Origin of the sequence: Shewanella eurypsychrophilus (genome assembly GCF_007004545.3) — a bacterium.
GTDB lineage: Bacteria > Pseudomonadota > Gammaproteobacteria > Enterobacterales > Shewanellaceae > Shewanella > Shewanella eurypsychrophilus.
Map to the genome: position 1 here is coordinate 2,294,177 of NZ_CP045503.2, position 24,704 is coordinate 2,318,880.

Consider the following 24,704-nt stretch of genomic DNA (forward strand, 5'->3'; position numbering starts at 1 on the left):
ATACCAATTGGTATAAATAACGAGAAGAGTAATAGCGGCTTATTGTCAGCCTTAGCTAAGTCAACGAATAACGAAGGAAAAGTGTTCGATGAAATCTTATCCCTATTATATTTGCGATGTGTTTACTGATAAACGCTTTGGTGGCAACCAATTAGCTGTTTTACCAGATGCCCAAGGGTTAACCTCTAAGCAGATGCAGCAAATAGCCCGTGAGTTTAATTTTCCTGAGAGCACCTTCGTATTTCCAGCCGAGCAGGGAAACACCAGAAAGGTACGGATTTTTACTCCGTCTACCGAAGTCCCTTTTGCCGGACACCCTAATGTGGGCACCGCATTTTTATTGGCTAAGACGGGTCAGCTCGTTTTCCAACAGAGAAAAGACGTATTGCAAACGGTTATCTTCGAAGAGAAGGCTGGGCTCGTCCCCATCTCCATAACACAAAGGGCCGATGGCGGTATTTTCTGTGAACTCAATGCGCCAGAGATGCTTTCCTTGGGACTGAGTATTGATGCGCCTCTTGTTGCCGAGGCGCTGTCGCTCAATATTGATGATATCTGCCTTAGCACCCATCAGCCCATTGTGGCCTCGGTGGGTTTGCCATTTCTTATGGTTGAGCTTATGAGTTTAGATGCTTTATCAAGGGCGAGAGCTAAGCTGGACGTGTTCGAGAAGATACAAGCCCTCGGGGTGACCCCTGATATCCATCTCTATGTAAGACGAGATGAAGTGTCAAAAGCAGAGAAGCAGTTTGATATCCAGGCTCGTATGTTTGCCCCTTTCGATGGTGTACCGGAAGATCCGGCTACAGGTAGTGCCAACTGTGCATTAGCCGGGCTGCTAGCGAATCATTCCAGTCAACAAGATGGCATGTTGGATTGGACCATAGCACAAGGCGTCGAGATGGGTCGTCCAAGTGTGCTTAAGGCTAGGGCGCTTAAAAAGGCTGGGCAAGTTGTCGATACTTGGATTGGCGGAGGGAGTGTGTTGGTGAGTAAAGGTGAGCTTTACCTAGACTGACTTATTGTCATGACGGGTTATTTTTTAGCTCTGCAATGGCTTAGTGAAGGAGATAATATGTATCAGGGAAAATGCCTATATTACTTAAAGAGGCGATAGATAAAAGTTTAAGCATCGAAGCCCCTTAGTATGATCCAGTGAAATACTTCAATTTACGAAGCCAGTTAGTTTTTTACTGCTATAGTTTTAGTGATAAAGAAATTATGTATTGTGAGCTTAGGTTCCAGGAGAGGAGCCGTTAGATAAATTAGCTTACATAAAGCAATGAACAAACTTGTGAACATCACATGGCGTTCAGGATGTAGCATACAGGGAAGTAGCATGATTAAATATCGATCCCCGAGTCAGAAAAATAAATACGTGATCTTTGCCCTTTCTCTCGCCATTTTTATTTTTACTACCTTTTGGTCAGTACTGTTTGTTGAATATCTAAATCCTAGTTCGTATTTTTGGCTGCAGTTCAGTGATACCAATATTTCGAATAGCGCCATTGGTAGTGAGGGAATACTCGATAATGTCTCTAATGTTTTACCTTTTAGTGCATTTTTTAGTGTCGTCACTTATTTTTTGTTGAAACTTCTCTGTGTGAAAGTATCCCAAGGAAACTTGCCTGAAGGCTTTTACACACAGAGTTCTTGGTTAGATGTAGATGATAAATCCCTGGTGTTAATACAAGCCGATGAGTTGGTTTTTTTTGAGTTTAAACGCAAGATGACCAAACGGCTTCAAGTCGAGTATCAGCACCATGCTTCAGTGGATGAACTCATTTCGTTAGCCGATCCTAAAAAAGTGCATCGAATTCCTTTTGATGAGATCACAGAACTGGTAAGTGATCATAATTCTGATATTTTTTATGTTAAGTATAAAGGTCAGCGACATAGAGTCGTTTTTATTAACCAAGCCGTGAAAGCCCATGCGCTGGAACTTGTCCAACTGCTTTTACCTGAAGAGTTGGAATACCATAGAAATGAACGTACTCGATTTAAAGCAGCGTTTCCATTTTTTGCCATATTTGTTTGTCTTGTGATGTTGGCGATGGCAATAGATATCGTATTAATTCGTTATCTATTGGGGTTAATTATACTATTTATTGCAATCCCTAAACTGTTATCCAGTTACTTCGAACCTAAGGTCACTGAGAGTTGGCGGCAACGAGAGCTCAGAGTTTAACACTGCACTCTGTATAAAAGGTTAAACAGATAAGGCTCTTGTAGGAGCCTTATCTATTTAGATACATTTTCTGGAAACAAACTAGGGCTTACTATTTTCAATTGACTGGCCAGTGGCTAATTGACGGTCTTCGGTGGGACTAAGGATATATCTAGCTAACCATGCAGTAATAGGAATAGTAAGCACAATTCCAACGCTTCCAGCTAATGCATGTATGATGCTTAATGAAATCACTGGAGTATTGAGAAACTGCTTTAGTGGCATATCTAAGCCCCAAACCATCATTATTGTCGTCAGAGAACTACCTGCAAAAGCCAAGATCAGGGTATTAGTCATTGTTCCCATAATGTCACGGCCTATATTCATGCTTGCATGCATAAGCTGTTTAGGGGTGAGTCTTGGATCGGTTATTCGCAGCTCGTTATAGGCAGATGCAATAGAAATTGCAACATCCATGATAGCGCCTAACGCTGAGATCATAATGGCGACGAACATCAGCCAGCGGATTTGAATTGGCTGAGTAGCAAGGTAAATAACATCCTCTCCTTTATCCAAGTATATGCCCGATAAGTGTGCAAACTCGCCAAATACTTGTGCCATGACCCCTGCGGCAATCACACCTATAAGCGTGCCAGCCATGGCGCAAAAGCTTTTGCGGTTATAACCCGAAACTAAAATGAAATTGACGACAATCTTCAACCCCATCAAAATAATGGTAACAAGTACGGGATCCCAACCTGCAAAAATGGCGGGAATGAGTACCCCGATGACAAGGGCGGCAGTAAAGTAGAGCGAGACAATTGAGTTCATGCCCTCCTTTTTACCAAATGAGAGAAGTAAAAGCAGAAATGCGAAGCACATCCAGTAGATGGCGGTTGAGCGTTTGTGATTGTAAGCCCAGTAAATGGTGCCATTTGCGGTTTCCCGGATCATCATGATGAAGGTATCTCCCTCTGAAACAAGCACGTTATGCTGTCTGCTTAGTGGGTTTCTGACTTCGACAATCTTACCTTTTAGTTCACCTTCCAAAATCTCGGCATTGAAAACCTGTTTGCCAGTCAAAATCGATGGGACTCTGGCGTCTGGTGCTAGGTTGTTGGAAATTATCTCAATGGCTTTGGCGTCTACAAATACTTGTTCAAGTGGAGATTTAGGCTTTAAATGCTCACTCAAACTCGGTGATATATAAAAAATTAATGTCGATAAAAGGGCGATAAACAGTGTAAAACGGTAGGTACGTAACATAGGTATTTACTGATTGTAATAAGCACATTTTAAGCTGAACGTTAACAGTGATTGCAGCGTTACTGTTATTGATGGCATTAAAGGTGATTTAAGTTGAGATTAAGATGAGATAAACCAAGTTAAGCTTGATTTGGCTATCTCACCTTTACGCTTTAATGAGAGAAAAGTTCAGAGTCTGCACTCTGAACTTACCAATCTCTTATTAAAGGCTACAGCCTTGGTAAACCTTAACTGGATCACTATCACCCGCGTTAGGGTTTACAAAGTATGAATTAGCATCGTTAACATTGAGTGAATCTAAAATGCCAGGATACTTAGGGTTGTCTGGATCAATCTGTACACAGATCTCTTGATTGATCAGTCTATTCCAAAGTGCCTCACCTTCAGCGCCATCAGTACGAAGTTGAGTGATCGCACCATTGGCTTGATACTGAACAAATTCCCAGTTTGGATTAGTGAAGTCTGCAGCATTAACGCCTTGATTCAATTCAACATGCTCAGTCAGCATGTCACGAATAGCGTAAACGGCTTCGTTAACTGAGTCATAGTAAACATCAGCATCGGTAGCCCAACCAAACTTCTTAACGTTAGAGCCCCAACGGTAGCTGTTTAGTGCAACCTTGTAGCTAGCGTCAGCATCGAATGGTTTACCATCGATCTCGATGATATTGATACGATTACCTTCGTTGGTGATCTGGTTGTTCTCATCCATGGCGAAAGCATCGCCAGTTAGATCGACTTCAAACTGAATCTTGCCATCAAACTGATCGTACATGTAAGCTTTACTACCCTTCACGAAAGAGACGGTTAAGTCACCCTCTTTATAGGTATTGAAGTAGGTATATGACCATTCCATGTAACGCTTAAGGTTGGCACCCGTCATGTTAATACCAATGAGGGTGTTATCGTATTTATATAGGTTGGTTGAATCTTTCTTAGCGTATTCTTGGCCATCAACTAGGTTTGAACTATCAGAGAATAGCGAGGCTGCTGAAACTACTGCTTTTGATTTTTCAATCTGGATTTGATTGATAAAGTCCATTAGCGGTGTGTCGATAACTTTTGCAGTATGGATTGTTGAGTAAAGACGACCTGCTTCGTTATTGTAATCCTCATGGATAGCTTCATCAGCACCGGTACCCGGAGTAAAGTCACCAGTAACTGTACCTAATACAGTTTGAGCATCCTCTTTAGAGATATCATCAACATACTGGAACTGAGCGCTGATCCCCTCATCTTCTGCAACACCATCTGTTGTAACATTGCTTAGAGTGGTATCAACCATCTCCCACTTGCCACTGGTGTTCTTTTTAAGTTGAATTTCAGCTTTAGCCAGTGCCCAACCCCATTTGCCTGGCTCAATGATCTTAACGCTTTGCGCGCGGTTAGATTCATTATATTCGCCTGAAACTTCTTTGTTCTCAACAGTGTCAGCACCATCAACAGATATATCAGTTGATGTGACATCATCACCAGATGACTTTTTAATGCTTTCGATATAGGTTGCATGCTCGTGACCCGCTAAGATCACATCAAACTTGTCTGCCATCTCTGCTGCAATCATATGTACACCAGCGCCAGCGTCTGAATCTCGGCCGATATGGAAAGCGCCAATAATGACATCTGGTGAGTATTTCTCGATAAGCTCATCAACAGCTGCACGTGTTGAAGCTAGCTCTTCCTCAAACTTAAGGCCGGCAAAATGACCCGGTGCTGAAGCTTCCCAGTTAGGAACATTTGAAGGTGTTACACCAACAATTGCCACCTTGGCGCCATCAATTTCAAAAATTTGAAATGCACGAATATAGTTAGCGCTATTTTCTTCCCATTTGATATTGCTTGATACAACCGCTCCATTGAAGTGGTTTAAGTTGCGATCGATGAAGCTACGCTCGAAGTTAAATTCGTGGTTACCTGGAACCCATAGATCAAATTCAAGCGCGTTTAGCGTTGAGACTACTGGGTGAGTGGGATCATCATTGAATAATTGAGCAGAGTTACCCTGAACCGTATCACCGATGTCGATCAAGATCATGTTCGGGTTTTTAGCTTTTTCATTTTGCAGTAAAGTGGCAATACGCGTTAGACCCGCATCTGCATCTACTGCATCTAATGCATAGTCATAACCAAATATACGGCCGTGAAGATCTGATGTTGCGCCAATAGTGATGGTGAGCTCATCAACTTCATTTTGGCTTTTTACTACTATATCAGGTGTGTTTGTCAGTGTTTTCCCTTCAGTTACAACGGGTGCGTATCCACTATCGGTATTAATGATAGTTTCATCGTCAGAACACCCAGCAAGACCTGCAAGAATCGCTAAGCACAACACACTATATTTTGTATTTTTCATTATCAACCCCATTTATTATTGGAATAATTGCCAACTCCGTAGATAACCTGTTCTACCTGGCAAATATTGAATTGTTAGTTAACTATTTTTTTATTAGCTTTTAACTAACAGCAACGAATTTTAACGATATGAAAACTAATGACATTGATCTTTATCACAACCTTCTCCTATGCATACAGAACAGGTTGATACGTGTGTTAATGGTTTGTTATTTAATGTTTTTTTCTTGGTCTTGCTGTTAATGATGGTTTAACTCTGTGCTAATAATGAAGGGGTAATTATTGACTAATTCGGGACGTGTATAAAAAACGAGTAAAGAAAAGGCTCCCTAGAGAGCCTTTGTTATTGGACTAATTACAGTGAATTAGGTTGAAATTACTTGGTGGTATCAGCTGTTAAATCGATTTGATAAACGGCAAAGCCTAATTCATCGACAGCGACTTTTGTCATCGGGCGCTGTTTCGTTTCATTAATGAAATCAGAAGCTTTCTCACTATCTTGAGTTTCAAAACGAATATCTAGTGCCGTCGTCGTCTCAATGGTCTTAAAGCTCCAGTTGTGGTCCGCTGCAGTATTTACCTGACCATGGGCTTCAGTCTGAGCCGTAATGTATTGAGCAAGCACATCTCGGTTCTCATCAGGTAGTTCAAGCACGACGTGATCTGGACCGGTTCCGGCAAACTTACCGCCAAAGGCACGGTAGTTATTGGTGGCGACAATAAACTCCATGGCTGCCAGCTCTTCACCGCTGTGAACGCCTTGCTCATCTTCGAAAGTAAGGCCGGTGATACGCTCAGCGGTTTCATTACCTTCGATTATTGCACAATCATTATCAAATTTTGAAGGCTGTGTGACATCAATTTGGTAGGTTACACCGTCCATGACATCGAAGTTATAGGTTCTGTGGGTATCCCAGTTGATTAAACTCTGTGGCGCCGTTGAACTGATATCAATGTGATTGAACTGATTAGCACTACACTCAAGCCAGTCTTTAAGCTCGGCGCCATTTAACTTGACCGCCACCATAGTGTTTGGGTAGAGGTAAAGATCGGCAGCATTCTTGTAGGTTAGATCGCCTTTATCGACTTGCACATATTGGTCAGCATCGCTTGACACTTCATGACGTCCGCCAGCTTTAAATGGTGCTGCTGCAGAAAGCACTGGAATATCTTTTAATGAAGGAATACTGGCTATCTGCTGTTTAACCTTGTCGATTTGCGCATCTGAGACAATTTGAACGGTTGGATCGTCTTGCACTAACGTCAGGAAGCTGTACATGTTGGCTGAGCCGACACCTATCGGTTGATCGACAAACTCCAGTGTGCCTAAGTGCTCTTGTTCAACCGCATCACGGATTGATTGATCGACTTCAACGTATACATTATCACCATTTTCATCGGTCCAGGCGATCGGTCTGGCTTCAGATTGAGAATCCATCACAGACCACTGTCCATCTTTAAGCTCAATTTTAAGATCGATAACGCCTAAGTTATCACCCCAACGTCCAGGCATTACTGCGGCAACGCCATTGATAGTGCCTTTTTCGATATCGATATTCTCGATACCATCATAGTTCGCGCCAGGAAAAACTGAATGACTATGGCCGAACATAATGGCATCAATACCGTCTACTAAGCTCAATGCATAGGTCGCATTTTCAGCTTCAATTTCACCAGGATTTTCAGGAGAGCCTATGCCTGAATGCGGAATCGCGATGATCACATCGGCGCCTTCAGCTTTCATCTGAGGCACAAACTTCTCGGCAGTTTTTATGATGTCATCGGCTCTGACTTTGCCCTCAAGGTGCTGTTTATCCCACTGTAATACTTGGGGTGGCACAAAGCCTATATAACCAATCTTGATGGTGTGTTTGTTCCCTTTGTTATCGATAACTTCTTTTTCTTGAATAAGGTAGGGAGTAAACAGGTTGTCGCCGCGCTGTAGGTCATTCCAGCAGTCATATGCATCACAATATATGTTGGCATTGATATAGGGGAAATCGGCACCTGAAATAGCTTGCTCTAAGAAGTCCAGACCATAGTTAAATTCATGGTTACCAATATTACCAACAACGTAATCCAGTGTATTCATCGCCTTATAAGCTGGATGTGTTTCACCAGCAGCAACGCCTAGGTCTTTCTTAAACTGGTCGGCAACATAATCACCCATAGGGCTGCCTTGCAGTAGATCGCCGTTATCGACGAGCACGAAGTTCTCACTCTCTTTTCCCGCTGCAGCGATAAGCGTGGCTGTACGAGCGAGTCCAATGGTCTTGTCTTCTTGGCCACTGTAGTAGTTAAAATCCATAATATTGGTGTGAAGATCGCTTGTTTCTAAGATGCGAAGATCAACTTGCGCAGATGTGATCATGTCATCATCTGAGTTACTGCACGCGGTTAACCCAAGTGTCGATGCAATAACGACTGCCAAAACTTTTTTATTAAACATATCCATCATTCTCATTTTATTTAAGACCCCGAGACAGATCTATTAATTGAAGACTTGTCTCATGTAACCAACGTGATATTTCTTATGATCTCACTGAAGGCGTGTAGCATATTCTATGCTAGAAAGGTTTCAGAAATGTGATTTAGACTAGGCTGTTAGCTGGTTTACTGCGATCTAGGTACTGTTTGCTTGCTATCTAATCACTTGTGTATCCATGCGTTGATACGCTTAGGTTTTAATTGTTTGAACTTGGTGGGTGTGTGGGGAATATGTGAAGGTATTGGTGTGGGTAATAGATATAAAAAAGAGCCCTAAAAAGGACTCTTAATATTTTAACCTAAGCAAGCACAAACATTATGTTTGTGACAGTGTGCTATTTAGCAAGAAGACCACGACTGCGAAGTAGTGGGTCTATACCTGCTTCTTTACCGCGGAACTGCTTGTAAAGTAGCATTGGGTCTTTACTGCCACCTTGAGACAAAATATTGTTTCTGAAGGCTTCAGCCGTTGTTTGATCGAATATACCGTTTTCTTTGAACGCTTCAAATGCATCGGCACCTAAGATATCAGACCACAAGTAGCTGTAGTAACCCGCAGAGTATCCACCAGAGAAGATATGCGAGAAGTAAGTGCTACGGTAACGCGGTGCAATTTCACCGATAAGCCCCATCTTGTTAAGTGACTCAGCTTCAAACTTAGCCGCATCTTTCGGGGTGAAGTCTGTCACTGTGTGCCAATCGAGATCTAGCTTTGTCGCGGCCATATATTCAACGGTGGCAAAACCTTGGTTGAACTTACTTGCAGCTTGGATCTTCTTCACAAGCTCCAGAGGAATGACTTCACCTGTCTTATAATGCTTAGCGAACTGAGCCAATACTTCAGGCTGAGTCATCCAGTTTTCCATCACCTGTGATGGGAACTCAACGTAATCACGTGGGACAGATGTACCTGCCTGAGAGCGATATTCAACATCTGATAGCATGCCATGAAGGGCGTGACCAAACTCATGGAATAGCGTGCTTGCTTCATCGAATGTCAGTAATGAAGGTTCACCAGCTGCTGGGCGAGGGTAGTTAAGTACGTTGACTATGATTGGCGTTGATTTAACCCCGTTCATGTTGTACTGCTGACGGTAAGAGTTCATCCATGCACCGCCGCGCTTGCTGTCGCGTACGTAGTAATCGCCCATGAAGATAGCCATGAGTGAACCGTCTTTGTCATAGACTTCCCAAGTACGGACTTCATCGTTGTACTTTGGTAGGTCAGTTCGTTCTTTCACTGTGATACCGAATAAACGGTTCGCCGTATAGAATACACCTTTAAGGGTATTTTCTAGTGAAAAGTAAGGACGGGTCTGTTGCTCATTGAAGCTGTACTTAGCCACACGGATCTTGTCTGAGTAGTACCACCAATCCCAGCCAGCAAGCTTAAAGTTTCCGCCTTCAGAATCGATAAGTTCTTGCATGGTTGCTACTTCAGCTTCGGCTTGTCCTAGGGCGGCAGGCCATACTTTGTTAAGTAGCTCATAAACATTTTCTGGAGTCTTAGCCGTACGCTCTTCTAACACGAAGTGGGCGTGGGTTTTGTAACCCATAAGCTGAGCTCGCTCTGCACGAAGGGCAGCCATTTTAGCTAAAATCTTCTTGTTATCATTAGCGTTGTCGTTGTTACCACGCATGATATAACCGTTATAGATCTTTTCACGAAGTTCACGGCTATCGGCATAAGTTAGAAACGGCGTGATTGATGGACGAGAAGTGGTGAACACCCACTTACCTTCATGACCACGTTTTGACGCCGTTGCTGCAGCTGTGTTGATCACATCTTGCGGTAAACCTGCAAGAGCGTCTTTGTTATCAATAACAAGTTCAAATGCATTTGTTTCAGCAAGCAGATTGTCACCAAATTCTAGGCTAAGCTTACCCAGCTGATCGTTAAGGCTACGAAGCTGAGTTTTATCTGCTTCACTTAAGTTGGCGCCGCCACGAGTGAATGATTTATACGTATCTTCGAGAAGCTTAGATTGAGCGGTATTAAGTTTAAGTGAATCACGAGAGTCATAAACTGATTTTACTTTTTGAAACAGCTTGTTATTTAGCAATACGTCATCGCTGGCTGACGATAGCATAGGAGAGACTTCTTTCGAGAGTTTCTGCAGCTGATCGTTGGTGTCTGCTCCCGTAAGGTTATAGAACACGCTAGCCACTTTTGATGTTAGCTCACCTGAAAATTCCATCGCTTCGATAGTATTAGCAAAGCTTGGCACTTCTGGGTTATCGATGATCGATTGAATTTCACCTTTATGTTGAGCAATACCCGCTTTAAAAGCAGGAAGGTAATGTTCTGGCTTGATCTTATCGAAATCAGGAATACCCAGATAAGTATCATAAGGCTTAAAAAAAGGGTTATTAGCGTTATTTTCGATGATCTGCTGTGCAACAACATTTGGTGCGACGTTTGTCTCGTTCGTCCCTGATGTTGATGAGCTACATGCACCTAATGCCAAAGTGAGTGCCATAGCCGCTACGAGTGGTTTGAGGGTTAATCCCTTCATATTTATATCCCCGGATTCATTTGTTGTAATGCTTGCGATCTAATTTCAGTCGCGATAGCCAAGCTAGCACTATCACAAGCGATTAAAAGTAGCTGAAGAGCTCACTACTCAAAAAGTCATAAATAGACATTTAAAGGCATTTAAATATCATGGTTATAGGTGTTAAAGCTATGAAAAAAATGTTTTGATTGTAACAAATGTTTTGAGTGCTTTGTTTTTATACGTTTAAAGCTTATTACAAGTTAATACCATTTCCATTAAATAAGTGACTATTCAGCGGGAGTTAAAAACGCTGTAGGCAAGATAAGGGGATTGAAGCTAATAGTTATTCTATATCGAAAGCCACTTTCGCAGCTTAAAGTGTTTTTAAACCCGCACTTCGTGAGCTTCTCAGGGCTTCTACTTCTGCGTTGCATTGCCTCGAAAGGGAATAACCATTTCGTCAACAATGCGCCTTGAATTTAAAGCCCTGAGAAAGCTCTGAATTGATCATATGTTTAATGGAATTGGTATAGCACTTACATTCATCAAGCCAGCAGTAAAAATATCTGAATGAAAATGATGCGATGTACGGTATGGTCTAAATGTTCGTTTAACAAATCAGGTGAAAAGTTGACGGTTGTCAATATTATCTTCTTGATCATTTGTGAGAATGTCGGCGTATTAATAACTATAAGAACTATATATATGACTGAGCATCGAGCTGTAACGCAAAAAGAGAGACTGCTTAGCGAAGACTGTATTTTATTGTCGACGACAGATCTGAATGGCAAAATAAAATATGCCAATGAAGACTTTTTACGTTTGAGTGACTACAGTCACGAAGAGTTACACCGACAACCGCATAACACTTTACGCCACCCTGATATGCCCAAAGCTGCATTTAAATCGATGTGGCAAAGGATTGAACAGGGAAAACCTTGGGTAGGCATTGTTAAAAACCGCTCAAAAAATGGTGATCATTATTGGGTTAATGCCTATGTTGCCCCGGTATTTGAAAATGGTAAAATCCATGAGTATCAGTCTGTCAGGCGTAAAGCCACGCCGGATCAAATTGAATCTGCAACTCACATATATCAAGATTTAAACGCAAATAAACAGCCTAAAGCGCTAAAACCTGCACGTTTGGGCTTTAGTGGCAGGCTATTCGCCTGGTTTTTCCTTACTGTAATATTGGGTGTGTATTTAGCCGGTATATCTCCATACCTCGCAATTATTGCTGCCACTATTTTTGGAGGGATCGGCTTAACAGTGATCCTTGCTCCCTTTAAAGCGCTTGTGACTATGGCGACCAATATCGTCGATGATCCGCTTGCAACCGGTGTTTTTAGCGGCCGGCAAGATGAGCTAGGAAAATTAAGCTTTGCGATACAGTTTTTAGTGACTGAAACCGGTGGGGTTGTCGGCCGGATGGCCGATTCTGCGGGCTCGATTCAGCATCAGAGCAAAAGCTTAAATGAAACCATCTCAAGTACTCGTGAACGAGCCGATAGTCAAAGCGTGCAAACAAATCAGGCAGCGACAGCCATTGAGGAGATGAGCAGTAGCTTCTCTGAAGTGAATCAAACCATTCATTTAGCTGCACAGGAGATGGTTAAGAGCTTTGAGTCTGCACAGAGCGGGCACGAGCGAATGGTGGCCGTTATCGATGCGATAAATAAGTTGAGTGACGAAGTGAGCAATTTCTCGTCGGTTGTCTTATCCATTGAACAAGATAGCCGCGATATCAATGAGGTGCTCGAGGTGATTCGTGGCATTGCAGATCAAACAAATTTATTGGCATTAAACGCTGCGATTGAGGCTGCCAGAGCTGGGGAGTCCGGTAGGGGATTTGCTGTTGTCGCTGATGAAGTTAGACAGCTTTCAAGCCGAACCAGTGACTCGACATCCCAGATAGAATCCATAGTGAGTAAGTTTAGACAAAGTACCCAAAGAGCCACTCAAACGATGGAATCAGGTTTAGAGAAAGCAGCTCATTCGGTGGCGCTAGCAAAGCAAGCTGATACCGCTTTTAATCAACTCAGAATCTCAATCGGAAAAATCAATGAAATGAGTGATGAAAATGCGGCTGCTATGTCACAACAAACTTCAGTTGCGAGTGAGATCAGCCAGTCTATCCAATTGATCAATGAATTGGCCATTGAAAGTTTGAGTCAGACTACAGATGCAAGCGAAAGAGGAGAGCAGGTCGCACGATTATCGGCTAAAACCCATAATCTATCTCAACAGTTTTGGCGCCAAAGTGTTCAGCGCAATGACGCTGTATAGGAAGGTACCCATTAGAAGCCAGTAATGAAGCCAGATGAATGGCTTCATTACTGAGAGTGTTAATAACCTAGAGTGAGTGATCCTGCTCGACGAGGATCAGATGAACCAAATATGCCTTGCTCTGTAACCATGATTGACTGGGTTGAGCCAATGGCATTCCCTACGCTGACTTTATGACCTCTGGCTTCGAGCAGTTCGATAGTATCTCGATTTAAACTGTGCTCAACGCGAAGCACATCGGGTAGCCATTGATGATGAATACGCGGTGCAGCCGTTGCTTCGGCAATATTTAAGTCATGATCGATGACGTTCATGATGACCTGCATCGTGGTGGTAATAATACGCGAACCGCCTGGGCTACCAGTCACGATAAATGGTTTGCCATCTTTCATGACTATGGTTGGACTCATGGAACTGAGTGGCCGTTTATTACCTTCGACTGAGTTAGCTTCACCACCCACTAAGCCATAACCATTGGGCGTACCAGGCTTTGCCGAGAAGTCATCCATTTCGTTATTGAGCAAGATCCCTGTGCCTTTAGCGACGAGTCCAGAACCATAGCTAAAGTTGAGGGTATAGGTGTTTGATACCGCATTGCCCCATTTGTCGACGACAGAGTAGTGCGTGGTTTGATTACTCTCATAGGGGGCAAGTTTGCCGGGCTTTATTTCACTACTGGGCGTGGCCTTATTGATTGCAATTTTACTTGCCAGATTTTTGGCATAATCTTTATTGATTAAAGCCGCAACAGGGACATTATAGAAATCTGGATCGCCGAGGTATTCACTGCGATCGGCATAGGCACGCCTCATCGATTCCGTCATCAGGTGCAGCGTCGCCGCGGTATTGTGACCTAACTTATCGATAGGGAAGGTCTCTAACATATTGAGCATTTCGATAATGTGTATGCCACCTGAAGAAGGCGGTGGCATTGAAACCACCTGATAGCCGCGATAGTCGCCAGTTACTGGCTTACGTTCGACAACCTTATAGTTTTTAAGATCATTTAGGGTCATGATCCCGCCAGCATTTTGAACGGCTGTGACAAGTTTTTCAGCAGTTTCACCTTGATAAAATCCTTTACTGCCTTGCTTAGCGATCAGCGATAAAGAATGAGCAAGTTCAGGCTGTTTAAGCATTTCTCCAACCTGATAATTGCTGCCGTCTGCTTTATAGAATATTTCGGCAGAACTTGGCCATTGTGCGATACGTCTTTTGAGTCCAATTAACGAGGTCGAAAGGTCAGGTGTGACACTAATGCCTTCAGCCGCCATTTTAATCGCTGCAGCGGTGACTTGTTTCATGGTCATGGTGCCATATTTTTGTAATGCTAGCTCCATCCCCATCACAGTGCCTGGTACGCCGACAGCCAAACCGTGTTCGCGGCTTAATTTCGCATCTGCATCACCATGCTCGTTAAGGAAAATATCTCGATGAGCCTTGGATGGCGCCATTTCACGATAATCTATGGCTATGGTTTTATTCGGCTCGCTTAAGTGAACCAACATAAAGCCCCCGCCACCTATATTGCCTGCTCGGGGGAGTGTCACAGCAAGGGAAAAGCCGACGGCGACGGCAGCATCGACGGCATTTCCACCTTGCTTTAATATCGCTACGCCCACTTGAGTCGCTAATGTTTCTTGACTCGATACCATCCCTTGTTGAGCCCAAACGGGTTGCACGGTAGCCATGTGGCTGTATATTGAAGTTTCTGCAGCTTGCAGTGGCACGACAGTGAATGCCGATGATAAACCGAGTAATGGTACAGCGACAGACATGGCGACGAATAAACGTTTGAATGAGCGCATGATGATCCCTTGTCTTATATTTATAATTGAGCAATGTGACGTTTATCATATTAAATTGCAAGCCAAAAAATTGGAGACTCCATTGTTTACCTCAGAATTAAAAGTTGAGTTTTCAGCGTCTATCTCACTCATTTCAGCCTATGAATGGAATGCCTTGATGTTCGAGGAAGGTCACGCAGTCAATCCCTTTATTTGCCATGCCTATCTTTTAGCGTTAGAAAAAAGTGGCTGTGTCTGTGCTGAGTCGGGCTGGATCCCGATGCATTTATCTGTGGAGTATCAAGGCCGGAAAATTGCTGTCATGCCCTTGTACAATAAGAGTCATTCCTACGGAGAATATATCTTCGACTGGGCTTGGGCAGATGCCTATGAACGAAATCACATCGCTTATTATCCAAAGTTATTGAGTGCTGTGCCTTTCACGCCAGTATCAGGAAAAAGATTTGGTATTGAGGCTAATTTAACGGAGCAAGAATCGAGCATTGCCACTGAGTTTATTGTTAAAAGCTTGAATAAAAAAATGTCTCGTGGCGAGTATTCAAGTTGGCATTGCCTGTTTTTACCTTTAAACCAACAAAAGCAACTCGATGGATCGTCGAGCATGACGAGAACAAATAACCAATTCCATTGGCGTAATCGAAATTACCAGCATTTTGATGATTTCTTAGCTGCAATGAGCTCTCGTAAACGCAAAAATATTATTAAGGAGCGGCAGAAGGCACTAAGCCATGACTACCGTATCCGATTTATTTCAGGGCTTGAAGTGACAGATAAGCAGTGGCAAGCATTCCATTATTGCTATCAGCTCACCTATGCAAAGCGCTCGGGTCATTACGGTTACTTGAATTTAGCGTTTTTCAAGCAACTGGGGCAAACCATGCCCGCACAAATACAGCTGCTGGTAGTAGAGAAGCCCATGATGCCAATAAGTGATAGCGAGCTGGGAAGCTTGGTTGAACATAGCGAATGGACTCTAGTCGCAGCGGCTTTGTATTTTACCAGCGAAACCCATCTTTATGGACGTTATTGGGGCTGTTTAGAGGAGGCAGACGCTTTACATTTTGAAGCCTGTTATTACCAAGGCATTGAATATTGCATCAAACACGGATTACAAACCTTTGATGCCGGGGCGCAAGGTGAGCATAAAATTGCCAGAGGGTTTGAGCCTGTGATGACCTACTCAAATCACCACATTGCTCATCCGGCCTTCAGAGAAGCTATCGAAGATTTTCTTCTACAAGAGACAAAACAGAATCGGCGTTACATGACAGAGGCAGCAAAATTGCTGCCGTTTAAGAAGAAAGAATAATTGAGGTCCTAGGATCTAGAACCTATTTGGCTTTTAACCTAATGCCAACCATAAACCGACACCAACCATTAACGAACCTGCGATACGGTTCATCCACTTGATATTATCCCCTTTGGTTAGAAATACTTTTAGGGTTTTTCCACCAGTGGCATAGGCGGTCATGCTGACAAACTCGGTCAACATGATGATCCCAAGTAGGGCAATAAACTGCGGGGCGAGATCTCGGTCAACATTGATAAAAGGAGGCAGCAGTGAGATCATAAAGGCCCAGCCTTTAGGGTTGGCTATGGCTGTTATAAAGCCCTGAGATATTAATGCTTTATTGCTAATGTTATTTGACTGCTCATCTAAGCTTGCCATTTTGCCTTTTGCACGCCACATCTGTACGCCGATATATCCTAAGTAGATCCCGCCGACCCATTTTAAAATTTCAAAAATATGTGGGTAGTTAAGCATAACGCTAGCCACCCCCATTACAGCGGCTACAGCGACGAGAGCGACGCCAGCCAGCTCACCAATCATCATCCAAAAGGTGCGGCGCACACCGATACTCATGCCCAAGGTCATCGCGAGCGTCATACACATACCCGGTGTGATAGATACGAAGAAAAAGGTGGGCAGGAAAACAGCAAGTAGGGCGATATCAGGCATGTTAAGTTAGCTTATTTGATTTGTGATTAGGTCATGCAGTCTAATGAATATTGTCTACACTGAAAACAAAAAACCAGCCATATGGGCTGGTTTTACATCTAGCTAACCTAGATTAACACTCCGCTTAACCTAACAGGCAGAAATTCGGGTTGTTACAGTACGCCGCGTCGCTGCTGATCACGCTCGATTGACTCAAATAGGGCGGTAAAGTTACCTTCGCCGAAACCCTGATTGTTTTTACGCTGAATGATCTCGATGAAGATAGGTCCGAACAAATTCTTAGTGAAGATCTGTAGCAGGTAGCCATCGTCATCGCCGTCGATCAATATTTGATGATGCTTTATACGTGCTCTGTCTTCGGTGACCTGAGGCAGCTTATCGAAGATGGTATCGTAATATTCAGGAATAATATCTAATGTCTGAATTGATGAGCCTTCCATCGCATCGAGAGAGGCGACGATATCACGGCTTCTGAATGCAAGATGTTGTACACCTGGGCCATCATACTCTTTCAAATATTCATCGATCTGATTCTTCTCACTGCCTTTACCTTCGTTGATAGGAATACAGAAGCTGCCATCCGGTGAGCGTAGGGCGTATGAGATCAAGGCGGTTTTAGCTCCTTTAATATCGAAATAGCGCACTTCGGTGAAACCGAAGATATCTTTATAGAAGTCAGACCAGAATGCCATTGTGCCTTGATAGACATTGTTGGTGAGGTGATCGACTTCGATAAAGCCTTTTTCCTGAGTGATGACTTGCTCTTCAAGATCGATGAAATCATCTTGGTAGATATTCTTCTCTTCGCCAAAAATGTCGATAAAGTAGATTAGGCTATCCCCAATTCCGTAGATCGCTGGATATGGGTGGTCTTTGTTAGCATCATCGGCAGGCTTAGCACCGCGTGCTACCGCGCCTTCGAAGGCAAATTGTGCATCTTCTACGCGCCAGCCCATAGAGCAGATAGCAGGGCCGTGACTCTTGGCAAACTCGGCCGAGAAACCACTTCGTTCATTGTTGAGCAGGAAGTTGATGTCATTCTGCTTATAGTAGCTAATATCTTTGGTTTTGCTCTTTTTCAGTTTTGAGAAACCGAAATCGATAAAAACTTTATGCATGAATTCAAGATCTGGGGTGGAAAATTCTGTGAATTCTATGCCCAATAAACCCAGTGGATTTTTTTCGCTTGCCATTGTTCTATCCTCGTTCAATTTTTCATGCACCTTGATATGTGCTTTTTATATGTTTGGCGAACTGATGTCTTTGTTTGATTTAGGCGCCAATTTCATTTTATTTGTGATCTTAGTATCAATTTAGTTGCTCAGATGAACAAAAAAAAGAATAATAATTGGCTTGAGTTAATCTATAAATTAGATGGTATATCAATCTTTACACTAATGAGGCGAGTATGCGTATAGATGTTGATGCATTTAAAGTGCTTGAAGTTGTGGTTGAAGAGGGCAGTTTTGCTAAGGCTGCAGAGCGTTTGCATAAGGCTCAATCAGCGGTTAGTTATCAAGTTAAAAAACTAGAGCAACATTTAGGTGTAAATCTTTTTTGTCGGGATCTGTACCGAGCAGAATTAACCCCTGAAGGTAAAGTTATTCTTGCTGAGGGGCAAAGGCTATTGCAATACCTTGCAAATATTGAGCATTTAGCCAGCAGGTTTAGTGAAGGTTGGGAGCCAAAGCTTGAACTCGTGATCGATGGTGCCTTACCGATGGAGCCGATTATGAAGGCTTTGAAGCGCATGGCAACCCACAATATACCGACAAAAATCCAGCTAAACATGGAATTTTTAAGCGGAGTACAAGACAGGTTTGAGCGGGATAATGCCGATTTAATGTTAGTGAAAGACTATCGAACTGGGCCAAATTATCGACCACAATCATTACCAAATATTACCAGTATTCTTGTTGTCGCAGCTAATCATCCTTTAGCGGTAGAAGAAAATATCTCTTTATTTGAATTGCAAAGACATGTGGAGCTTACTATCGAAGATTCATCTCCTGAGGTTAATGACCAAGATGAGCTTCAGTTTGGAGGTGATAAGGTGTTTTATCTGTCGGGCTTTATCATGAAGAAGAATGCCTTGGAGATGGGGCTAGGATTTGGTTGGATGCCTGATTTTCTTATTCATGAACAGCTAAGATCGGGTTCACTGGTTGAAGTTGATTTTAGTGGTGGTAGTCGTCACAGCTTCACCCCTAAACTTGTATCCACCATGGAGCGCCCCTTGGGTAAAGCGGGTCGTCTGTTTACTGAGCTCATTTTGGAAGAGTTTGCTCGTGCAGAGCTCTAGTCTTGTGGGAGTTCACTTTTCTCCCCATCAATTTAGTCTGTGATGATATCGAAATTATTACTCGTTTGTACAAGGCCTTCATAAATACTCCTAGCGCTCCCCATCAAGCTATATCGCCTGATCTGGAAGTCTTGTATCTATTTTAGTAGCAAAGTTGTCAAATGTTGCATATTTGCGTTGCAAAATAGGAATCGAAGCAGTTTTAAAATCTAGTTCATATCTTTTTGGCTATTTATGGCATCGAATTGTGCAGGAGCATTCAGTGCTTTTGGTAAAGAAAATGTGTGGAACTGCCGATAAATAGAACATGGCGTACCGTTAAGCTTAGGTTCAGTTGATTCGATTTAAGATTTGTCTATCGAATGAGTGGTACGACATATGCAGATATTTATTGGATACAAGGTTATCGATCAATAAAGTCTGAAAAGACATCTTCAACGAGAATATGTAAAAGTGACTATACAGCTTTATCTGTTATTCACTTCATTCTGTTCCGTTGATTGGAGGTATCAGATGAAACAGTTATTTACGCATCAGACATCAAATCTTTACGCTAAGTATGTGAATATCTTAGCGTGTGGCGAAAAGCCCATTTCAGTGTGTAAAATCCAAGAGTTTACCGACGACTTAGCTAAGAGTCACTTGCTATTGTCTGATTTCAAGTGGGACGAGTGGTATCAAAATAGCCATTTAGTTGACAGACCCGATTATATTGCTGATGCAACATTGCATGAGTGCCAGTTGTTACTCACTGCTATGACTCGGCTAGAATGTTTTAGTCCAGGGGTGATGGATAATATGAGGCGCCAAGGGGTTTTGATTGCCATTCTTGAACGATACAATAATTTTTCAATGAAACTTGCTTGCTAGCACACAGTTAGGCTAAAAGAGTAAGCCTAACTGTGTAGGGGATAAGCTGAGATTTATCCATCCATGGCCTCTTTTCAGCAAAGGATACATACTCTCTATTTAAGAGAAGCCAGACATAAAGCAAGCTTCAAGCCTTCCATGGCAAGCTTGCATAAATGTTCCAGACATAAAGTCAATTTTTTACCATCCATGGCCTATTTATAGTAAAGAGTACATAAATGTTCCAGACATAAAAATGCCAGCAACTTGCTGGCATTTTTGTTTTGAATAATGGGTTTACTTACCAAATGGCACGGGTCTTGGGGTGTTAGCATTCGAAGGCGGCAGGATAGGCAATACTATCTGAGGTTGCTCGCCGGTGAGTGACTTAAGGAAAGCCACCATCTCTTTGACTTCAGTCTCTGACAGTTGCTGGCCGAGCTGAATATCTGCCATGGTATTCACAGCTTCTTCCAGTGTCCAGGTTGCTCCGTCGTGGAAGTAGGGGTAGGTTAACTCGATATTTCTGAGTGTCGGCACCTTAAATACAAACTTATCTGCTGCATTACCTGTTACAGCAATACGTCCTTCAGCTGGATTGCTTGTATGGAATGGTTTAACTAGACCCATTTTCATATACATGGTGCCACCAACGGCAGGTCCATTATGGCAGCTGGTACAACCTTTATCTTTAAACAATTGATAGCCTGACTTCGCCTCAGCGGTAATGGCTGACTTGTCGCCATTAAGGTATAAATCGAACGGGCTGTTTGGTGTGACTAAGGTTTTTTCAAATTCGGCAATAGCGTCAGTGATATTATCAATATTGACTGAATTTTTGCCATAGATGGCTTCAAATTTTGCTTGGTAAGCTGGCATTGAGTCTACAGTGGTAACGGCAAGTTCATGGGTGTAGCCCATTTCTCCTGGGTTGGCGATAGGTCCGCCAGCTTGCTCTTTAAGATCTTTAGCACGGCCATCCCAGAATTGGGCTAAGCCATATTCCGCATTGAGTACCGTTGGAGAGTTGATCGGACCTTCTTGCCAGTTATGACCGATTGACGTGGGCAGGGCATCAACACCACCTAGTGAAAGGTTATGGCACGAATTACATGAAATGAAGCCTGATATAGATAACCTTGGTTCAAAGAACAACATCTTACCAAGTTCGACCTTTTCTGGCGCCGTGATCTTTGCGGGTTCAATAATCTGTATTGGTTCATTCGCTATAGCTGGTGCTGCACTTACCGCTGCAATGATGGCGATTGATAAAGAAGAAAGTCGTTTCATATATGACCTCATATTAATACTTGTATTTTGTGTGGGTATTTAATAGGGCAATCATATTCGTTAGGTGGTAAACACGGTAACGCTTTGTTTCGATAGGGACTATCGGAAATTTGGATTAAGTAATCGTGAACAAGATCTCAGACAAGGGTGATGCTTTCAGGCAGGATGGTACATTAAGATCACGTTTTATAAAAAGATGTGATCTCACTTTTTTCCTCAGTAAGTATTTAGAACTAGTTTTTCATTTTTCGTAATAGAATTTTTCTATCTAACCAGGCCGCTGATGAATAAAATTGGCGCTGGCTTTTACGTAACCAGACCTTAGCCCAAGGAAATTCCAAACTCAACACCGCAAGTCCTATAGGTAATAGCAGCCAAGCTGGGCCGGGAAGTGCTAATAGCGCTATGCCTAAGAGTGTTAACCCTCCTCCTATGATAGAGACTAATGCTTTTTTTAACATAGCAACTCCGACTAATTGATGTTCTAAAAGCATAATATCTCACCATTAAGCATATCTTTACCAGTTGATAATTGTAACAAAGGTTAATTTCTAGTATGTATAAAGGGTCTATACTTATGTGAATTAATTATTAGCAGGCATTTCTCTTATTAATATACTTTCAGTGGTTCAATTCATATCGCGCTATATTCTTACTGGCATGTTTAAGTTCAGTGGAGTACTTGTGCTCTCGATATTCTGGATAGTTCCACTTCATGCAGATACCCTCAAGTTAACCTCATTACATTGGCCACCTTATTCAGGTAGTCAACTGACTGAGCAAGGCGCGTCAATCGCTATTGCAAGAGCAGCGCTTAATGCTGTAGGTCATGAGCTGGTTATTGAATTCTATCCTTGGAGCAGGGCTGTAAGGCTGGTGGGGCGCGTTGACTCTACGTACAACGGCTATGTCCCAGCATACTCATATCCTACAGAGCGATTTATTTTTTCTGACTCATTAGGCACAAGCCCCTTAGGTTTAGTTGAACAACAGATGAATCCAATAAATTGGCCAAAACTCGCCGATCTCAACCAATATACCTTGGGAGTCGTCAGAGATTATGTGAATACCGCAGGTCTTGATAGCATGATCAAACAAGGTATACAGCAGGTTGAGGTGGTTAATTCAGATGAGCACAATATAAAGAAAGTTGCATCGGGTCGGATTAAGGCCGCTGTGGTGGATGTGCATGTACTTAAATATATCCTTTCCAGAAGTGACTTGAAGCCTTTATCTGATAAGTTACAGATCAATAAAAAGCTGTTAGAAGAAAAACACTTATATATCGCATTTAAAAATAGCCTAGAGGGTCAGAAATGGCGTGAAACCTTTAATCGTGGATTAGCTCAAATAGATGCTAAATCGATTCTGGATCGTTACATGGCTACAATTACGGTAGGTGATTAATCGTTTATGCACATAGCATCTATAGCAACGGCTTAGTAAGCAAGCTAAGCCGTTGTGTCGACGATTACGGAAGTTAAGCTTTAGCGACGATAGTCTGACCAATAGGCGTTAAACTTAGCATTGCCAGTTTTAGATGTTGGATCCCGAATGGGATACCGATAATAGTAACAAAACAGGCTAACGCGTGCGTTATATGGCCAATGGCCAGCCAAATGCCAAACAGTAAAAACCAGACTACATTACCTAATGTTCCGAAAGCGCCAGTTCCTAAATCGTCTTGCCCTGTAAGGCTTCTTCTATTCATCTGCTCTTGGCCAAATGGCCAGAATGTCATTTCACCAATCACAAAGCAGGCACGGCCAAACGGAATCCCTATTATGCTTATGAAACAAAGCAGCCCAGCTATCCACCAAGCCAGTCCCATCACAAACCCACCTAGAACAAACCATGCGATATTAAAGATTAAACGTAATACTGCCATTAAGGCCTCCCAATCATTATGACTTACTTTACTTACAGTAATTAAGCGAAAATCATGCCAAATATATTTGTCAGTAATAACAATTGCTTGTGAACTGTGGTTGGGGGTTGATTGGTTAGAACTCACAGCTTTTAGTGCTTTTAGTCGATAGAGTCTCTAACCCAATGGTAATATCGGTTTATATTTAGTTGCGAAAATTCATTACCATGAAATTAAGTCATACCCAGGTTGATACCATTGAAATGTTCGAAAGGCAGTTTTATCTCAAACGAGATGATCTGCTTCACCCTGATTTTTCAGGAAATAAAGCCAGAAAATTTGCTTACTTTCTTGAGAACGAATTTCCTGGAGTGAATAAATTGATAGGCTATGGGTCCCCCCAAGCTAACTCTCTTTACTCAATGTCTGCACTGGCCAAACTTAAAGGTTGGCAGCTTGATTTTTATGTCGATCACATTGCTTCTCATATTAACGAAAATCCAGTAGGCAACTATGGTGCAGCGTTAGCTAACGGCGCAAATGTGATCTCACTCGACAGTGTTCCCGATAGGAATGATCGAGATGTTTTGACTTATATTCAAGAGACAATTCTCCCCAATGAAGAGAATACAGTCTTTGTTCCAGAGGGGGGACGATGTGCCTATGCTGAATTTGGCGTGTTTAAACTCGGAGCAGAGATCGTTCAATGGGCGCAGACCAATAAACAACCAGAACTCATGGTCTTTCTACCTTCAGGTACAGGGACAACGGCACTATTTTTAAATAAATACTTTGTCATGCAAGGCGTGAACATTCGTGTGTTCACCTGTGCGGCTGTTGGCGGTGATGATTATCTGGTTAAGCAGTTTTATGAACTCGATGAAAATGAAGCGTTTCATCCAAAGGTGGTGTCTTTACCTAAAAAATATCATTTTGGAAAGCTGTACCGTGAATTCTATGAAATGTGGTTCACGCTTAGTCAGACGGGTATTGAGTTTGAATTGCTTTATGACCCTTTAGGCTGGATCGCACTGAAACAATATTCTCAAGAGTTTGATAGTGGCATACCGATATTATATCTGCATCAAGGTGGTTTACTCGGTAATGAAACCATGTTGCCTAGATATGAACGAAAATACGGTAAAATAAGTAGGAGTTAATAAAAGGGTTTTACCGTTTGGTCAGGCTGAGTATCTGTGAAAGTGATACAGCCTGAACCAAAGGTAGGAATTGCTGATTGCTAATAGCCGACTTATGATGTCAGTCCTATCTGTTTCCTATTAATTAGCATGGAAACACTCGATACCAGTGAGAGGAGTGTATCGAATAGCAGTTGGTGTGACCGATTTAAATCTAATTTCAAGTTAATTTTTGAAATGGGCAAACGAGATTTATTTGTTACCTGACAATAGCCAGTTCATAAATTTCAGTGCTTCAGTTCGTTTAGAAAAAGTTTGTCTGTTTTTCCCTTGGCTATCAGTGAAAGCGATAGAAGATTTATTAACAGAAATTGAATCTACTGGAAAATTAACTGTGATCTGATGACCGTTTACGTTGTACGACATATGTCAT

At 42.4% G+C, this 24,704-nt stretch carries 19 protein-coding genes; 8 read left to right on the top strand and 11 right to left on the bottom strand.

Translation table 11 applies throughout. The annotated features are described in order from the left end of the window. Positions 1–88: 88 nt before the first annotated feature. Together FM038_RS09695 and FM038_RS09700 are read left to right on the top strand one after the other, a co-directional pair. A complete protein-coding gene (locus FM038_RS09695; RefSeq protein WP_142870513.1) occupies positions 89–1,018 on the top strand; it encodes a PhzF family phenazine biosynthesis protein in 930 nt (309 codons plus the stop codon). 321 nt (positions 1,019–1,339) lie between these two features. Then, positions 1,340–2,188 carry a 2',3'-cyclic-nucleotide 2'-phosphodiesterase gene (locus tag FM038_RS09700; RefSeq protein ID WP_142870863.1) on the top strand — a complete coding sequence of 283 codons (849 nt, stop codon included), beginning with the start codon at positions 1,340–1,342 and terminating at the stop codon, positions 2,186–2,188. An 81-nt stretch (positions 2,189–2,269) separates the two neighbouring features. On the opposite strand, the gene FM038_RS09705 is transcribed toward FM038_RS09700, so the two are convergent. The 4 genes from FM038_RS09705 to FM038_RS09720 all read right to left on the bottom strand — a co-directional run bounded on the left by FM038_RS09705 (position 2,270) and on the right by FM038_RS09720 (position 10,788). Continuing rightward, a complete protein-coding gene (locus tag FM038_RS09705) occupies positions 2,270–3,433 on the bottom strand; it encodes a YibE/F family protein (protein WP_142870862.1) in 1,164 nt (387 codons plus the stop codon). A gap of 202 nt (positions 3,434–3,635) precedes the next feature. Then, entirely contained in the window at positions 3,636–5,786 is a 2,151-nt protein-coding gene (locus FM038_RS09710; protein ID WP_142870861.1) for a bifunctional metallophosphatase/5'-nucleotidase, read from the bottom strand. Positions 5,787–6,161: 375 nt separating this feature from the next. Next, entirely contained in the window at positions 6,162–8,234 is a 2,073-nt protein-coding gene (locus FM038_RS09715) for a bifunctional 2',3'-cyclic-nucleotide 2'-phosphodiesterase/3'-nucleotidase (RefSeq protein ID WP_142870860.1), read from the bottom strand. A gap of 373 nt (positions 8,235–8,607) precedes the next feature. Beyond that, positions 8,608–10,788: a M3 family metallopeptidase gene (locus FM038_RS09720; protein ID WP_195873237.1), complete on the bottom strand. Its 2,181-nt coding sequence runs from the start codon at positions 10,786–10,788 to the stop codon at positions 8,608–8,610. 687 nt (positions 10,789–11,475) lie between these two features. Here FM038_RS09720 and FM038_RS09725 point away from each other — a divergent pair. Next, entirely contained in the window at positions 11,476–13,056 is a 1,581-nt protein-coding gene (locus FM038_RS09725; protein WP_142870859.1) for a methyl-accepting chemotaxis protein, read from the top strand. Positions 13,057–13,115: 59 nt separating this feature from the next. Here FM038_RS09725 and ggt read toward each other — a convergent pair whose 3' ends face one another. After that, positions 13,116–14,864 carry a gamma-glutamyltransferase gene (ggt, locus tag FM038_RS09730; protein WP_142870858.1) on the bottom strand — a complete coding sequence of 583 codons (1,749 nt, stop codon included), beginning with the start codon at positions 14,862–14,864 and terminating at the stop codon, positions 13,116–13,118. Positions 14,865–14,946: 82 nt separating this feature from the next. Here ggt and FM038_RS09735 point away from each other — a divergent pair, with 82 nt between their 5' ends. Then, positions 14,947–16,173 carry a GNAT family N-acetyltransferase gene (locus tag FM038_RS09735; protein WP_223293043.1) on the top strand — a complete coding sequence of 409 codons (1,227 nt, stop codon included), beginning with the start codon at positions 14,947–14,949 and terminating at the stop codon, positions 16,171–16,173. A 33-nt stretch (positions 16,174–16,206) separates the two neighbouring features. Here the strand turns inward: FM038_RS09735 and FM038_RS09740 are convergent, their stop codons facing one another. Then, the gene (locus FM038_RS09740) at positions 16,207–16,824 is read right to left on the bottom strand and encodes a LysE family translocator (RefSeq protein WP_142870857.1); all 618 of its coding nucleotides are present in this window, start codon (positions 16,822–16,824) and stop codon (positions 16,207–16,209) included. A gap of 152 nt (positions 16,825–16,976) precedes the next feature. Continuing rightward, positions 16,977–18,017 carry a 4-hydroxyphenylpyruvate dioxygenase gene (gene hppD, locus FM038_RS09745; protein WP_142870856.1) on the bottom strand — a complete coding sequence of 347 codons (1,041 nt, stop codon included), beginning with the start codon at positions 18,015–18,017 and terminating at the stop codon, positions 16,977–16,979. Between the two features lie 215 nt (positions 18,018–18,232). Between hppD and FM038_RS09750 the strand changes: the two genes are divergently transcribed. Together FM038_RS09750 and FM038_RS09755 are read left to right on the top strand one after the other, a co-directional pair. Then, a complete protein-coding gene (locus FM038_RS09750) occupies positions 18,233–19,126 on the top strand; it encodes a LysR family transcriptional regulator (RefSeq protein ID WP_142870855.1) in 894 nt (297 codons plus the stop codon). 513 nt (positions 19,127–19,639) lie between these two features. Further along, positions 19,640–19,996, top strand: a complete 357-nt coding sequence (locus tag FM038_RS09755; protein ID WP_142870854.1) for a DUF6508 domain-containing protein — start codon at positions 19,640–19,642, stop codon at positions 19,994–19,996. A 276-nt stretch (positions 19,997–20,272) separates the two neighbouring features. Here FM038_RS09755 and FM038_RS09760 read toward each other — a convergent pair whose 3' ends face one another. Then, positions 20,273–21,265 carry a cytochrome-c peroxidase gene (locus tag FM038_RS09760; RefSeq protein ID WP_142870853.1) on the bottom strand — a complete coding sequence of 331 codons (993 nt, stop codon included), beginning with the start codon at positions 21,263–21,265 and terminating at the stop codon, positions 20,273–20,275. A 233-nt stretch (positions 21,266–21,498) separates the two neighbouring features. Then, entirely contained in the window at positions 21,499–21,726 is a 228-nt protein-coding gene (locus tag FM038_RS09765) for a PGPGW domain-containing protein (protein ID WP_142870852.1), read from the bottom strand. Positions 21,727–21,925: 199 nt separating this feature from the next. Between FM038_RS09765 and FM038_RS09770 the strand changes: the two genes are divergently transcribed. Beyond that, entirely contained in the window at positions 21,926–22,672 is a 747-nt protein-coding gene (locus FM038_RS09770) for a substrate-binding periplasmic protein (RefSeq protein WP_142870851.1), read from the top strand. Between the two features lie 73 nt (positions 22,673–22,745). Here the strand turns inward: FM038_RS09770 and FM038_RS09775 are convergent, their stop codons facing one another. Then, on the bottom strand, positions 22,746–23,153 hold the full coding sequence (locus FM038_RS09775; protein WP_142870850.1) for a YccF domain-containing protein: 408 nt from the start codon (positions 23,151–23,153) through the stop codon (positions 22,746–22,748). Between the two features lie 206 nt (positions 23,154–23,359). Here FM038_RS09775 and FM038_RS09780 point away from each other — a divergent pair, with 206 nt between their 5' ends. Further along, a complete protein-coding gene (locus tag FM038_RS09780) occupies positions 23,360–24,292 on the top strand; it encodes a pyridoxal-phosphate dependent enzyme (RefSeq protein ID WP_195873238.1) in 933 nt (310 codons plus the stop codon). Positions 24,293–24,523: 231 nt separating this feature from the next. Here FM038_RS09780 and FM038_RS09785 read toward each other — a convergent pair whose 3' ends face one another. Next, positions 24,524–24,697: a hypothetical protein gene (locus FM038_RS09785; RefSeq protein WP_142870849.1), complete on the bottom strand. Its 174-nt coding sequence runs from the start codon at positions 24,695–24,697 to the stop codon at positions 24,524–24,526. Positions 24,698–24,704 lie beyond the last annotated feature (7 nt).